The sequence below is a fragment of the Photobacterium sp. ABD4_091 genome (assembly GCF_056160145.1).
The window spans coordinates 287635-301772 of record NZ_JBSWWQ010000001.1; the positions used below are offsets into that span (position 1 = coordinate 287635).

Here is a 14138-nt window from a genome sequence, read left to right on the forward strand (position 1 = left end):
GGCTAAACAAAGAGTTATACAAAAGACACTAAAGTATCCAGCCACTGGGGGTGATCTTCAGCCAGTAACTTCACCGCCATGACCATAGATACCGTGACCACCAACGGGCGAATTAACTTTCGCCCTTTGGTCACCACCACTTTCGCGCCTAACCTTGCGCCGATAAAGCCACCCAATGCCATCACCAAACCGATTTCCCATACCGGCAAACCGGCAGCAACGAAAAACAGCAAGGCAGCAAAGTTGGAGGTGAAGTTCAGCACCTTGGTTTTCGCCGTCGCCTCGACAATGCCCAGCTGGGCAATGACCACAAAACAAACGGCAAACAGCGAGCCTGTACCCGGGCCAAAGAAACCATCGTAAAAGCCGATCCCGGTACCCACGGTCAAGGCAAACCCCGCCTGGCTTAGCTTTGGCTTACCGCCACCCTCGCCGGCTTCTGGCGCAAACAGGAAATACAGTGCAATCACCACCAGCAGTGCCGGGATCACCTTGGTGAGTGTACCGGCATCCATATACTGGACAAGCAAGGCGCCTGCGGCAGAGCCGACAAAGGTGCACAAAATAGCTAGGCGCATATCGCTCAGTTTGACCAAGCCATTGCGAACAAAATAGAGGGAAGCCGAAAAACTACCGAATGAACTTTGCAGCTTATTGGTCGCCAATGCCTGAGCGGGAGGGAGTCCTGCCGCAAGTAAAGCGGGTACTGTCAGCATACCGCCGCCGCCAGCAAGGGCGTCAATAAACCCGGCAAGGCTAGCAACCAAAAACAAAGCCCCGATAATTTCCCAAGAAAATTCCATACAACTTCCAACACAAAATAAAACACAGCGACAAGCAAGCGCCCAATGGAGCAAAGCCACCCCAAAGGCACGATAGAATACGGATTGCCAACAAAAAGAAAAATGAAAATACGGATAGCGACCTATTCCCATTTTTAATAGGTCGGGCTAGTAGCTTTATTTCTTTTCTAGAAAGGAATACGCCGTTTTGTCGTAATTTTACAAACATTGCATGAAGGGAGCTACGCCTGGTTATTTAGCCTTTTCTTCCTCAGTGGCGAAACAGCGGCAAATTTAACCACAACATTAGTGCAGGGATACAAAATCATTGTTTCCAAAAGTTGATTAATCACTTTTCATCATTTCAACAACAAAATCTATAAGTAACTATTTTAATTATAAATAGCTCTAAATAACCGCATTTCCCCTTTCCCTACGCCGACCAAATTCATGCTGATTTTCGCATTAATGGCCGCAAAAAAGCGTAGCGCAAAGACTGCGATTCCCTACAATATTCTTCCTACAACACCATTTCGTTACACCCTGTAAACAAAATTACAAAGAGTGAAGCGTTAGCCCGCTAGCCACTTCACCCCAAGCACTGGAGCATGTATGAAGGTCAACCTATTCGCCACCTGCCTGTGCGATACCGTCAAGGCGGAAGTCGCCAAAAAAAGTGTATTACTGCTGGAGCAACTCGGCTGTGAAGTCATCTTCCCAGAGCAGCAAGGCTGTTGTGGCCAACCTTCGCTCAACTCTGGCTACATCAATGACAGCAAAAAAGGGATGAAAAACCTCATCACGGCCTTTGAAGCCAATGAATACCCGATTGTCTCCCCTGCTGGCTCCTGCGTCGCTTCTATCAAGCGCTACCCGGAATACCTGGCTGATGAGCCGGAATGGGCAATGCGGGCGCAACAGGTCGCCGACCGTTTCTTCGAACTGACCCAGTTTATCGTCAACCAGCTGGATGTGACCCAGCTCGGCGCCAAGCTAAACGGCCGCGCGGTTTACCACCCTTCCTGCAGCCTGATCCGAAAGCTAAACGTCCGCGAGGAGCCAATCAAGCTACTTGAGCAAGTGGAAGGACTAACCCTACTTCATATTAACCATCAGGAAACCTGCTGTGGTTTCGGTGGCACCTTCTCCGTCAAGATGTCTGAAATCTCCGGTGAGATGGTCAAAGAGAAAGTCAGCCATATCAGCGCCGTCGAGCCTGACTACCTAATTGGCGCAGACATCAGCTGCTTGATGAATATCGGCGGCCGTATCAGCCGCGAAGGTAAGCCCATCAAAGTCATGCACATCGTCGATGTATTGATGAGCCGCTGAGGGAGGAAATACCATGTCGATGAAAACCAGCAGCACCCAATTCAAACAGCGCATCGAAGTCCAGATGCAAGATACCTTCATGCGTGAATCCGTCGCCAATGCGCAAACCCGGATGTTCACCAACCGCCAGGTGGCCGCCGACAAATTGGGCAACTGGGAACAATGGCGAGAAATGGGCATGGATATCCGCAACCATGTTCTGGAAAACCTGGACTACTACCTCCACCAGCTGAGCGAGAGTGTCAGCCGTAACGGCGGCAAAGTGTTCTTTGCCCAAACCGCCGAAGAGGCCACTGCCTATATCGAATCCATCATCCAGGATAAGAATGCCAAGAAAGTGGTTAAATCCAAATCCATGGTAACTGAGGAAATCAGCCTCAATGCGATGATTGAGCGCAACGGCTGTGATGTGGTCGAAACCGACCTTGGTGAATATATCCTGCAAGTGGATGACTACGACGCCCCGTCGCATATCGTCGTGCCTGCACTGCACAAAAACCGCTACCAGATCCGTGATATCTTCCGCGACAAAATCGGCTACCAAGGCAGTGAGGAGCCAGAAGCCCTCACCCGCTATGTCCGCGACTATATCCGCCATGACTTCCTGGAAGCCGATATCGGTATTACCGGCTGTAACTTTGCGGTTGCCGAATCAGGCACCGTGACCCTGGTAACCAACGAGGGAAATGCCCGCCTCGCCACCAGCCTGCCAAAGACCCATATTGCGGTTATGGGCATGGAGCGGATCGTCCCGACCTTCGAAGAGTTGGATATTGTGATCAGCCTGCTGTGCCGAAGTGCGGTCGGCCTGCCCCTGACCGGCTATGTCACAGCCTTGACCGGCCCAAGGGAAGAAGAGCACCTTGACGGCCCGGAAGTGTTCCATTTAGTCATCGTTGATAATGGTCGCTCTGATATCTTAGGCTCGGAGTTCAAAGATATCCTGCGCTGCGTGCGCTGTGCCGCCTGTGTCAATACCTGCCCGGCCTACCGCCATATCGGAGGCCAATCGTACGGCTCAATTTATTCCGGGCCAATTGGCGCGGTACTGTCGCCATTGCTCGGCGGCTATGAGGACTTCAAGGAGCTGCCGTATGCCTGCAGCCTCTGCAAAGCTTGCCATGATGTCTGCCCGGTCAAAATCCCGCTGTCAGACCTGCTGCTCAAGCACCGGCAGAAAATGGCAGAGCAAGGCATGACCCCGCTGTCGGAGCGGATGAGTGTGGCCGCATTCAACATTATCAACGCCAAGCCAATGTTATGGGATAAAACCGTGAAAGTGGGTGCCACCTTGGCCAGCGGCCTGATCCGAAACGGCAAGCTACCCCTTCAGGTCGGCGCGATCGGAGAATGGACAGAAGCAAGAGATCTGCCTCAACCAGACGGCCAGTCATTCCGTAGCTGGTTTAAAAACAGACAATCTACCCCGGAGTCTTGAACATGAGCGATATCATCAACCGCGACCGCTTCCTCGATAACATCGCCGCCAAGCTGGGGCGGCCTCGGCAAACAACGCCTGTTGAGCGACCTTCGCTCCGCTATACCTGCCACCAGGATGTCATGGCAGGGAAAAGCCATGATGAACTCAAACAAGTATTGATTGATTACACCCACAAGGCGCTGGGCGCCCAAGCCCTTGTCACTACAAAGGCCGAGCTAACAGACACCTTGCGGCAGGTCTGTGCCGGTTACTGCCTGGATGAAACAGCCCCAAGCCAAGCTAGTACACCATTGGCTGCACCGAGCGAAACCTTGGTCTCTGCCGATCCGCGCCTGCTCGAATTATTTGACCCCGAGCAACTGGATACTGACGAGCATGTTGTCCATGTATGGAATACCCAACTTGGCTACGGGCCGAATATCGAGATTGCCGAACGTGCCAAGGTAGGTATCGTCTATGCCGAACAAGCGCTGGCTGAGTCCGGCACTATGGTGCTGTATAGCCAACCGGCACAAGGGCGTGCTATCAGCCTGCTGCCTGAAGCCTCGGTGTTTGTGGTACCCAAAAGTGCACTGGTTGCCCGCTTGACCCAGGCAACCGCCGAGCTGCACAAAAAAGCCGAGCAAGGCGAACGCCTACCGTCCTGTGTGAACTTTATATCAGGGCCTAGCTCGACAGCTGATATCGAGCTTATAAAGGTGGTCGGCGTTCATGGCCCAGTCTATGCCACCTATGTCATCATTGATGATCTATAACAGACACTAAAAGCAGGTATTCATGGCGCAGATTGACGATCTGGTACTTTTTGCCCAAGTTATCGAGCACGGCTCCTTCAGCAAGGTCGCCGAGCTCAACAAGATCACCAGATCGGTTGTGAGCAAGCGGATCAGCAAGCTTGAGCAAGAGTTAGGGGTACAGCTGATGTACCGGACGACCCGCAAGCTGACACTCACCGAGCCGGGCTCTATCCTCTACCAGCGGGCAAAAGAAGTCCGCCAGGTCGCTCAGTCTGCCTTTGATTCGGTGACGGGTTACAGTGAAGCCCTGTCAGGGCATATCCGGGTTTCGGTACCGACCATCTCCGGGGAATTATTATTGTCAAAAGCCCTGTCTGACTTTTGCCAGCATCACCCCGGCCTCACCATTGATATGTCGATGGACAACCAGTTTGTCGACTTGGTCGCGCAAAACTATGACTTGGTGATAAGAACAGGCTACCTTGAGGACTCCAGCCTGATCGCCCGCCACACTTTCAACTCAAGATGGGTGATCTGTGCAACGCCTGGCTACCTTAAACAGTTTGGCGTGCCGGAATCGCCAAAGGCACTCAAGCACCATAACTGCTTAGGCTATACCCAGCAAAGTACCGGGCCATTTGACTGGCTTTTCCTGCGAAATAGCAACGATATCTACACCATGAAGGTTAATGGCAATTTCTCTAGTGACAACGCCGCAGGCCTGCGCAAAGCTGCCCTTGCAGGCAATGGCATCGCCTACCTGCCGACCTGCTTGGTCTATGACGATCTGCAAAGTGGTGATTTAGTGGAACTGTTGCCGGAGCATGCCGGCAAAGTGGTGGGGATCTATGCGGTTTACCCTTATACCAAGCAACCGCCCAAACGTATCCAAGCTTTGATTGAACACATCCGTGAACACTACATGGCAATGAAAGAACGGTTTTAAAACTGGTTTTAAGGTCTGGCTCTCAGCTTTTATCTCTAGGTTCCAGGATCTCGGTTCTAGGATCTAGAATCTAGATTCTTGGTTCTAAGTCCTATTCCGGCACATTTCAGCAGGGAACGATAACTGAACCATGACATGGCGCTTGAACAGTTCATCATAGCCCTGCTCGTCCAGCGCTTTTTGCATACAATGCAGCCAGGCTTCTTTCTCTGCTACTCCAATAGCCAAGTGGCGGTGGGCGCCAGGCAGGTTCATCATCCCGAATTTCTCTTCATACCGGGCAGGCCCGCCAAGCCAACCGGTAAGAAAAGTCGTCAGTTTATCGATAGACTCGCTGAGATCGTCATCATGCATCTCGCGCACTTTCTTCGCCTGCGGCAAGGTATCCATTTGGCGGTAGAATGATTCGACTAATGCCCGGATGCCTTCTTCACCGCCCGCGGCTTCAAAGGCAACTCCCGCTATCGTGTAATCCGGCGCCGTTCTTTCTTGTACTGTGTAATCATTGGGTCTGTAAGGCTTCATGTTTAACTACAACTGTCTGCTAACACTTTCAGAATTATCAATAGTCCAATTATACGGGAAATCTGCAGGCAGGCGCTGTGTTACATCTCAGAAACCAGTGTCAAAGTACACTGTGGTAACAAAAAGGAAAAGCGTGATAACCAAACGGGAAAAAGCCAAAATTAACCCGCCATGGATGGCGGGTTGGAAATTTCTATCATGCCATAACTTCTAGGACATTCAGGTTTCAATAATCGGTCCACCAAAGGCTGTCACCGGCGGTACCTCGCCTTTAAATTTCTCGATATCTGCCACGACCGTGTTGGCACTGGTTGCCTGAGCTAATTCAGAGGTGCCGACATCCATGGTCAAGGTATTTGGGTCGCCATAGGTATCAATCGCCCCCACTTTCTCGCTAAGCGGTCCATACCATGCCCCTTCCTGGATCCGGATCACCCCCGGCGGGTAATCATCGGACACCACTGCCCCAGCCAATAACTGGCCGCGGTCATTGAACACTCTCACCAAGTCACCATCATTGATGCCACGGGCTTTGGCATCTTCCGGACTGATATAAACCGGTTCGCGATCTTGAACCGCATAGGTGGCTCGGTATTCGTCCGACTCACACATCTGGGAGTGCAAACGCTTGTCGGGGTGACAAGACTGTAACCAAAGCGGGTGCTTGTCTGACCCTGGCCCACCATGCGAACGCTCGGCTTTTTCAAACCACATTGGGTGACCCTGACAATGCTCATAGTTATAACTGGCTATCTTGCGGCTGTAGATCTCGATAAATCCTGATGGTGTACCCAGCGGATTGATTTCAGGATCTTCACGGAAATCTGCATGGCGGACAAAGTTTTTGCCCTCGCCAAAATCAACCCATCCAGCCTGCCGGACTTCCCAGAACTCATCAAACTCCGGCATTTCAAAGTTGGCTTTGTTGGCCTCTCGGCACTCATCATAGAGCGAGCGTATCCACTCCATTTCATCCATGCCGCGGGTATACTCCTTGTTGCGACCAAAGCGGCGGCAAAAGTCGGTAAAAATATCAAAGTCGGTGCGCGACTGGTAAAGCGGATCCACCAACTTGTGCATCGCGAGTACACCGGTACCCGAATAGGCGCCGTACAAGTCGATATCATTGCGCTCAAACTGGGTGCAAGCAGGCAGCACGATATCCGAGAAGCGGCACGTCGCCGTCCAGGCAAAATCAATGGTGACGACGGTTTGCAGCTTCTGGAAGGCGGTTTTCATCCGGTTGCGGTCTTGGTGGTGGTGCCACGGGTTACAACCGCTGACCACCAGCATCTTGGTATCCGGCAACACCACCTTCGCGCCGTTGTAATTGATTTCCTTACCCGGCTCGAGAATTGCGTCTATCCAGCGGGCTACCGGGATGGTACGGCTGTAGCCTTTGAAGTCGTTATTGTCCCACTTAGGTTTCTTACCTTCATCGACATTACGCGGGAAACCACCCGGACCGGCAGCCCCTGTTGGTGGGATCCCCACCCCACTGTAGTGGTGAGAATAAGAGATACCGCCACCCGGCAGACCAATCTGTCCCAACATGGTCGCGATAACCGCCCCCATCCAGTATGGCTGCTCACCGTGCTGCTGACGCTGAACCGCCCAGCCGAAGATTATCTGGGTACGATCTTTTGCCAGCAAGCGGGCAAACTCTCGGATTTCATCCGCTTTCACGCCACAGATAGGCTCGGCCCACTCAGGGGTTTTCTCCACTTTGTCTTTGCTTTCACCCAGCACGTAAGGGATAAACTCATCAAAACCCAAGGCATAGGTGTCGATAAATGCTTTATCGTACAGCTCTTCTTTGTACAGGGTATGGGCAATCGCCAGCATGAACGGCACATCCGTCTGCGGATTGACGTACAGCTGATCGCAGCCCAGGTAATTCTGGCTTTTCGATTTAACCGGATCGACCGAGATCACTTTGATCTCACCTTTGGCTACCTTGTCCTTGAGCTGCTCATAGTACATATAGGAGTCATGGGTCTCACACTGCCAGCCTACCTGGGTATTCTTAACCGGATCGTTAGCCCACAGGATCACGGTTTTACTGTTTTCCAGGATATCCGGCCAAGACGTTCCTTGGGCATACACTTCGGTAGAACCCAGCACGTAAGGCATAATGGTCTGGCCCGCGCCGGTAGAGTAATCCCCCACCTTGGTCATAAAGTTACCGTGCATCCCCACTGCGCGCTGCATATGGTTACCACAGCTGTGGAATTGACCGGTTTGGCGCCAGCCGGTCATCCCGGCGTGCAGAGCCCATGGCCCATAGTCTTTCTGAATCCGCTCCAGCTCGTTGTAGAAGATATCCAGCGCTTCGTCCCAGGTTACCCGGACAAAACGGTTGTTACCGCGGGTGTCACCACTGTATTTGTGCTTCTTGAGCCAATCCAAGCGGATCATCGGGTAACGGACGCGGGAAGGGTTGTAGATAATCCCTTTGACACCGTTAATCATATCCGTCGGGTATTTATCCCGCTCCAACGGTTTGATCTCTACCACCTTACCGTTATAAATTTTGGCGCGGAATGCCCCCCAGTGGGAGCCCGTGGTTTTCCATATTCCATCTGCCGAATAGGGTGACGATACCTCTTCGGCCGCCCGGGCCACCGAGGTGAGTAAACTCGGGCCGATAACACCAACCGCACTGGTGGTGACTAACCCTGATAAAAATTGACGTCGACTCAGAGACATGTTCTTACCTCGCTTCGCTTCTTTTAATGGCCGCCATCAGAAAAATCTGATGAATGTTTCTGTAGGTATTTCAGCACTAAGGCTTCGCTGTCACGGTCGAGGTTGACGAAAGCCAACATACCGTTGAACATACCCGGCCATGTATTTGCATCGAAGTGATTTTCTGCGGGCTGTGTATGACAAGTACTACAGTTGTTGTTATAGGCAGGGCGTGCTTCAGCCCATATTGTTTCCACATCATCAAGCAGAGACTCTTTTGGCATCCAGAGCTTGACCGTCACCCGCTGCCAGCCCAAGCCTGTTAACTCATCTTCTTTCTCTTCAAATTTTTCCACTAGAGTGTCACTCAATGCCGCATCTTTGCTCAGTGCCGCTGTAGGAATATTGAGACCAAAGTCTTCGTTTATCACCCGGCCAAAACCCTTGGTTTTACGCCAACCGGCGATTTCAACCTGCACCGCATTGTCTTTAACCTGAACAACTTTGACTTCAGAGGCTGGGTTGAGTTGGCCGCCATCAATAGTCAGTGCTTCATCCTCGTACATCGGGAGATAACGAACGCTGAAGTAGTTTTCTCCTTCCTTGAAAGACGTATTGCTGGCCCTTTGCACCAACTGCTGAACCATGCCGCCGGAGAGCTCCATGTTGCCCGGCAACTCGTGGGCGATCCCTTTGTGGCAATCCATACAGCTTTGATCACGCTCCGCCGCCTGCTGCATTTGGGTACGAGCTAGATCCGACATTTCATCCCAGTTCATGCTGTCGTAGTTGTGGCAGTTTTTGCACTCCAGCGACCCATTGGCAGCAAAACGCTCCCACTCATGGTTGGCTAGCTCTAAACGTTTTTCCAAAAATTTTTCACGGGTATTGATCGTTCCGAAAATTGCGCCGTATACCTCTTTACTAGCTTGCATTTTACGGGCGATTTTATCGGTCCAATTGTGGGGAACGTGGCAATCTGGGCATGTAGCCCTTACACCTGAGTGATTTGACCAGTGGACGGTTTGCTGAAGTTCTTCGTAGACGTTGTCACGCATCTCGTGGCAACCAATACAGAACTTCTCGGTATTGGTCATTTCAAGGGCTGTATTAAAGCCCCCCCAGAAGATGACCCCGGCAATGAATCCGCCGAGCGTCAACACGCCCAAACTAATATGTACTGCTGGACGCCAAAACGTCGCCCACAGCTTTTTCAACGCTTTCATCATAGTGTTCTACCTATTCCTTTGCAGCTTTACTCTGGCGTTCATATCTCGGCAATCGAAATTACCCATGGCCAGGAGGCCCAAGGAAAAACACTTGCATCGCCCACACGATAAAGCCATAACCACCTACGATGGCGACCGCTAGAATGGGAAACAAGAAAATGGTGATAAACAAAAAAGAGCGCCATTCATACTTGGCTTTCTCTTTGTCACTGACGGGTTCCGGGTTGCTCATTGCTTCTTTCCTTTTACCTATCTTGTTATTTTTTCTCTCAAGTAGGCAGTTGCCAAATACCAGTATTGATAAGTCGTTGAACTATAGGTTGTGTAGGAAAATAGATAGATCAATTACTTATGCAGGTTGGTATCACTCTTAAGAGCTAATTCCTGTAAGTATAGTTAAGGATTGAAACTGGACTTGAAATTGCTAATGAATTGATTAATCAAAATGACGATTGGTGATTGGGGTCTCAAAGAGCACAAAAAAAAGGTGCCACAAGGCACCTCAGACTGATGACAAAGGTCTGGCTTTTAAGCTAGGCCTTTGATCTAATAGAGATATCGAAATATGGATATCTCGACATGTTAAAAGAACCCTCACCCCAACAGTACGAACTCGAAATGGTCACAATGGAACAGCTGGTTCCGAAGCATCATCTCGTACGTAAAATCGACCAAGTTATAGATTTCGAATTTATTAGAGACGAAGTCGCTCACCTATATTGCCAAGACAATGGCCGGCCTCCTGTTGACCCCGTCCGCTTGTTTAAAATCATCCTGCTGGGCTACATCTTTGGCATCAAGAGCGAGCGTCAGCTAGTCAAAGAAATCGAGGTCAATGTGGCCTATCGGTGGTTCCTTCGCATGTCACTGACAGAGAAAGTTATCCATGCCTCGACGCTCAGCCAAAACCGCATCCGCCGCTTCAACGGGACGGATATTTTTGAACGCATCTTTACCAATATCGTACTCCAGGCCATGGATAAAGGGCTCGTCGCCGGGAATGAATTATTCACCGACAGCACCCACCTCAAAGCCAATGCTAACAAGAAGAAATTTACCAATGAACAGCAAGCTGTCCGCACCAGTGCCTACCTTGAGATGCTCAACGAAGATGTGGCCAAGGAGCGGGAAGCCGAAGGGAAAAAACCTTTAGCTGAGCGAAAATCAGAGCCTAAGCTCAAAAATACCAAAGTGAGCACGACTGATTCTGAAAGCGGCTTTATGACGCGGGATAACAAGCCGCAAGGGTTCTTTTACCTTGACCACCGCACCGTCGATGGCATGCATGGGATTATCGTCGATACCTATGCGACCGCAGGTAACGTCAATGACTCCCAGCCTTATATCAATCGGCTAGACTACACGCTCAACCAGTTCAACCTGAATCCTATAGCCGTAGGCCTTGATGCTGGATACTTCACGGCTCCTGTTGCTGAGAGCCTTGAACGAAGAGAAATCCTTGGCCTCTTTGGTTACCGTAGGCCGCCTCGCACCCAGAATGCTATCAAGAAGAAGCACTTTATCTATAACAAAGAAACAGACACTTACCTGTGCCCAAATGGCCAGGAACTTATCTATAAAACCACGTCAAGAGAAGGCTACAGAGAATACCACTCGGCCCCCAAGGAGTGTGAGCTCTGCTCGATGAGAAATGACTGCACCCAAAGCAAAACAATGAAGAAGGTGATAACCCGGCATATCTACGCGGAGGCTGTGGAACGAGCAAACAAAATACGGCTGACACCTTATGGTAAAAGGACCTATCGGCGAAGGGGAGAAACGGTAGAAAGAAGCTTCGCAGATGCGAAACAGCATCATGGTCACCGATATGCACGGTTCCGGGGGTTGAACAAGGTGCAGATGCAATGTTGGTTGGCCGCTGCTGCTCAAAATATCAAGAAGATGGCCTTGGTGCTGGGCTGCTTACAGAAAATAGGCCTTATAAACGCTCTAATTAGGTTAATACGAGTCAATATCAGGCGAGAAGAGCAAAGGAGCCTCCAACCGAGCTGGTAGGTAAAAAAATCGCGATCGCGGCCTACGGCCGCTCTCTAAAAAGAACCCCACTTAAAAAGTGGGGTTCGTCAGCAATCTGAGGTGCCACAAGGCACCTTTTTTATCTTTTGTTCTATGTTAATCAGCGAATTACAATGCTGCGCTATAAATTGTCTGGTTCTGCTGGTAAAGCTTCAGGCGCTGCTCGAAGTTTGCATAACGCTGGCCGTTTGACTCTTCTAGCTTGCCAATGGCAGTTTCTTGGGCTTCAACTGCGCGGCGGAATTCGCCGCAAGCAGCATAGGCAGCAGCTAAATTATCGTAGTCGCCGGCGTCACCCGTTCCAGAACGGTTCAATACCTGCTTCGCCAGTTTCAAAGCACGCTCACCGTCACGCATACGCTCGTCCGAACAAGTCGCATAGAGCCATACTAAGTTACGCTTGGATTCCAAAGAGCCACCGTTGGCCGCTTCGTTAAACCATTTAATCGCATTGCCGCAGTCAACTGAGCCTGTCGCGCCTGACGCATAGTACATACCCAGCTCAACCATGGCAGGAACATCGCCTTCGTTAGCCGCTTCGGTGTACCAGTGAACCGCCTGCTGGTTGTCGCGAGGCAATACTTCACCTCGCTTGAACAAATCGCCAATCAAGGTTTTTACTTCAGGCATATCGACAGCCGCTTTCTCTAGCCAGTACATGCCTTTTAGCGGGTCGGCTTTAAGACCATTGCTGCCCTCAAGGTATGCACGCCCCAAAAACAGCTGCATATTTTTATCACCCTGCTCGGCTTCAAGCTCTACATAGTTCAGAGTAGATAGCAGATGGTGCTCAGGAGAAGTAGTAACAGAAGCATTGGCGGTTGTTGCACCCAGTGCAACTAGGCCGAAAATGGCACCAAATACAACTTTTTTCAGGGTCATCTTAGCTGGCATATCTCGGTCTCTTTCAAAGCGTTTGCGGTTTCTGGGTAGGAAATTTAAAGAAGTAGCGGTCAAAAAACAACCACAAAAGGTAAGACATTAGAGACCAAAAAAGGTGACATCGACGCTTAATTTTATTCCTGTCAGCAACTTAACGCTCACAAAAAAATATAGCCGAAAATCAAAAATGAGAGATAGATCTGATTTATATAAACTATAAGATACGGGTATTTGCTGAATAAGGGCTGGATGACAGCACAATATTCCACACCGCAAAGAAACACCTATATACCAAGTTGCTTGGATATATAAATAAAAACAGCCAGATAAAGCCTGGCTGTTTTTAAAAGGTAAGCTGATTTTAACTACAGGTTGCGGTAGTGGTCATCACCTGCTTTGATGTACTGGTTTTCGTATTTCTTCGACTCGCCATCCAGGTCGATATCCAAGTCGATCTGGTTTGGCAGATCGAACAATGCATCACACACCAAGACGATATCGTAGTTGCCCTCTTTGACGTACTTCATCTCATAGGAGTTATCGTCATTTACCTTGGCGGTTTTAATCGGTGGGTAGTCTGAGCCAAGATCACCGTATTCTGGCGACTCTGAATCATAAAGGTAAACGTAAGCATCTTTCACCGAGGTCGAACATGATGAGACATCGATATCACCGAACAAAGAGCCTGCCGTAATGTTATCGACAACCTTGAAGCCTTCGTTCTTGAGGTAATAAGCCTGTTCGATCAGCTGGATCATACTCTTGAGATCAAACGTCATGGTAAAAGTGGTCGGTACATCGATGTTGATATCTAAACCGTCGAACTTCAAATCATCGACGATGTCCATCTTCATCTTGTCTACCGGGTTACCGACATAAGAGTATGGGGTATCCAAGAAGTCCCCGTAGCTACCCTGCAAAATAGATAGGGCCATACTGGTGTATTCGCCAACTGGCAAGAGCTGCTCGGAAATCAGGTTAACCAAGTCCACCCCAGTGACATCATATAAGTCGATTACAATAAACTTCGGGTAACCATCGTTATCAATCGGGATTTCGGAATCGGCTGGGATACACTGTGTCGAGTTCACACCGTACGGATCAGTCATACTCTTGGTGGTCCACTCGATAATGGTCCCCGCCAAATCCATAACCTGCACCGCATCAATGGCCACACAAGCCTGAAGATCATCTGCCCCCTTAGGTACTTCATTCGGTGGCGTTGAAACATCCACCGATACAGGTACTGACGATGCCCCATCGTCCTGGTTCGGTGCCGGATCATTGTTTGCCAATGATGAGGCTGCCCCATCTGAATCACTACAGCCGGCCACAATGAGCGTGGCGAGCACTGGTAATATTATTTTTTTCATGTCATCACCCCTACGACAAATAAAAACTGGCCTGTACCAAACCAACATGCTGGCCGCTTCGTGTTTGGCTATGTATTTTTTGTGCCATGCAAGGACAAAACCGAACAGCAAACAACGCCGTGTTTTGTTCTGGCTGACAAGTGGCCGAATCTGACAGTTAAAATTT

Annotated in this window: 12 protein-coding genes; 5 read left to right on the forward strand and 7 right to left on the reverse strand. The window is 50.1% G+C overall.

Annotated elements, in window-relative coordinates; all coding sequences use genetic code 11:
- Positions 1 to 14: 14 nt before the first annotated feature.
- The gene (locus ACXAGQ_RS01185) at positions 15 to 803 is read right to left on the reverse strand and encodes a TSUP family transporter (protein WP_475251099.1); all 789 of its coding nucleotides are present in this window, start codon (positions 801 to 803) and stop codon (positions 15 to 17) included.
- Between the two features lie 591 nt (positions 804 to 1394).
- Here ACXAGQ_RS01185 and ACXAGQ_RS01190 point away from each other — a divergent pair.
- The 4 genes from ACXAGQ_RS01190 to ACXAGQ_RS01205 are packed head-to-tail and all read left to right on the forward strand — an operon-like array spanning position 1395 to position 5238.
- The gene (locus tag ACXAGQ_RS01190) at positions 1395 to 2114 is read left to right on the forward strand and encodes a (Fe-S)-binding protein (protein WP_475251101.1); all 720 of its coding nucleotides are present in this window, start codon (positions 1395 to 1397) and stop codon (positions 2112 to 2114) included.
- A 13-nt stretch (positions 2115 to 2127) separates the two neighbouring features.
- A complete protein-coding gene (locus ACXAGQ_RS01195; protein WP_475251103.1) occupies positions 2128 to 3552 on the forward strand; it encodes a LutB/LldF family L-lactate oxidation iron-sulfur protein in 1425 nt (474 codons plus the stop codon).
- A 2-nt stretch (positions 3553 to 3554) separates the two neighbouring features.
- Complete coding sequence (locus tag ACXAGQ_RS01200; protein WP_475251105.1) at positions 3555 to 4310, forward strand: LutC/YkgG family protein; 756 nt, start codon at positions 3555 to 3557, stop codon at positions 4308 to 4310.
- A gap of 22 nt (positions 4311 to 4332) precedes the next feature.
- Positions 4333 to 5238 carry a LysR family transcriptional regulator gene (locus ACXAGQ_RS01205; protein WP_475251107.1) on the forward strand — a complete coding sequence of 302 codons (906 nt, stop codon included), beginning with the start codon at positions 4333 to 4335 and terminating at the stop codon, positions 5236 to 5238.
- Between the two features lie 84 nt (positions 5239 to 5322).
- On the opposite strand, the gene ACXAGQ_RS01210 is transcribed toward ACXAGQ_RS01205, so the two are convergent.
- From ACXAGQ_RS01210 to torE, 4 genes are all read right to left on the reverse strand, one after another.
- Complete coding sequence (locus ACXAGQ_RS01210) at positions 5323 to 5763, reverse strand: group II truncated hemoglobin (protein ID WP_475251109.1); 441 nt, start codon at positions 5761 to 5763, stop codon at positions 5323 to 5325.
- A gap of 219 nt (positions 5764 to 5982) precedes the next feature.
- Positions 5983 to 8472, reverse strand: a complete 2490-nt coding sequence (gene torA / locus ACXAGQ_RS01215; protein WP_475251111.1) for a trimethylamine-N-oxide reductase TorA — start codon at positions 8470 to 8472, stop codon at positions 5983 to 5985.
- A 23-nt stretch (positions 8473 to 8495) separates the two neighbouring features.
- Positions 8496 to 9680 (reverse strand): pentaheme c-type cytochrome TorC, encoded by a 1185-nt coding sequence (torC, locus tag ACXAGQ_RS01220; protein WP_475251113.1) that lies wholly within the window; start codon positions 9678 to 9680, stop codon positions 8496 to 8498.
- 58 nt (positions 9681 to 9738) lie between these two features.
- On the reverse strand, positions 9739 to 9912 hold the full coding sequence (gene torE, locus ACXAGQ_RS01225; RefSeq protein ID WP_039464313.1) for a trimethylamine N-oxide reductase system protein TorE: 174 nt from the start codon (positions 9910 to 9912) through the stop codon (positions 9739 to 9741).
- A 347-nt stretch (positions 9913 to 10259) separates the two neighbouring features.
- Between torE and ACXAGQ_RS01230 the strand changes: the two genes are divergently transcribed.
- On the forward strand, positions 10260 to 11696 hold the full coding sequence (locus ACXAGQ_RS01230; RefSeq protein WP_475251115.1) for an IS1182 family transposase: 1437 nt from the start codon (positions 10260 to 10262) through the stop codon (positions 11694 to 11696).
- 129 nt (positions 11697 to 11825) lie between these two features.
- Here the strand turns inward: ACXAGQ_RS01230 and ACXAGQ_RS01235 are convergent, their stop codons facing one another.
- Together ACXAGQ_RS01235 and ACXAGQ_RS01240 are read right to left on the reverse strand one after the other, a co-directional pair.
- A complete protein-coding gene (locus ACXAGQ_RS01235; protein ID WP_475251117.1) occupies positions 11826 to 12611 on the reverse strand; it encodes a tetratricopeptide repeat protein in 786 nt (261 codons plus the stop codon).
- Positions 12612 to 12964: 353 nt separating this feature from the next.
- On the reverse strand, positions 12965 to 13972 hold the full coding sequence (locus ACXAGQ_RS01240; protein ID WP_475251119.1) for a membrane lipoprotein lipid attachment site-containing protein: 1008 nt from the start codon (positions 13970 to 13972) through the stop codon (positions 12965 to 12967).
- Between the last annotated feature and the right edge of the window lie 166 nt (positions 13973 to 14138).

Coding starts and splice junctions, on each gene's coding strand:
- ACXAGQ_RS01185 (WP_475251099.1), bottom strand. CDS start 803: ATGGAATTTTCTTGGGAAATTATCGGGGCTTTGTTTTTGGTTGCTAGC.
- ACXAGQ_RS01190 (WP_475251101.1), top strand. CDS start 1,395: ATGAAGGTCAACCTATTCGCCACCTGCCTGTGCGATACCGTCAAGGCG.
- ACXAGQ_RS01195 (WP_475251103.1), top strand. CDS start 2,128: ATGTCGATGAAAACCAGCAGCACCCAATTCAAACAGCGCATCGAAGTC.
- ACXAGQ_RS01200 (WP_475251105.1), top strand. CDS start 3,555: ATGAGCGATATCATCAACCGCGACCGCTTCCTCGATAACATCGCCGCC.
- ACXAGQ_RS01205 (WP_475251107.1), top strand. CDS start 4,333: ATGGCGCAGATTGACGATCTGGTACTTTTTGCCCAAGTTATCGAGCAC.
- ACXAGQ_RS01210 (WP_475251109.1), bottom strand. CDS start 5,763: ATGAAGCCTTACAGACCCAATGATTACACAGTACAAGAAAGAACGGCG.
- torA (WP_475251111.1), bottom strand. CDS start 8,472: ATGTCTCTGAGTCGACGTCAATTTTTATCAGGGTTAGTCACCACCAGT.
- torC (WP_475251113.1), bottom strand. CDS start 9,680: ATGATGAAAGCGTTGAAAAAGCTGTGGGCGACGTTTTGGCGTCCAGCA.
- torE (WP_039464313.1), bottom strand. CDS start 9,912: ATGAGCAACCCGGAACCCGTCAGTGACAAAGAGAAAGCCAAGTATGAA.
- ACXAGQ_RS01230 (WP_475251115.1), top strand. CDS start 10,260: ATGTTAAAAGAACCCTCACCCCAACAGTACGAACTCGAAATGGTCACA.
- ACXAGQ_RS01235 (WP_475251117.1), bottom strand. CDS start 12,611: ATGCCAGCTAAGATGACCCTGAAAAAAGTTGTATTTGGTGCCATTTTC.
- ACXAGQ_RS01240 (WP_475251119.1), bottom strand. CDS start 13,972: ATGAAAAAAATAATATTACCAGTGCTCGCCACGCTCATTGTGGCCGGC.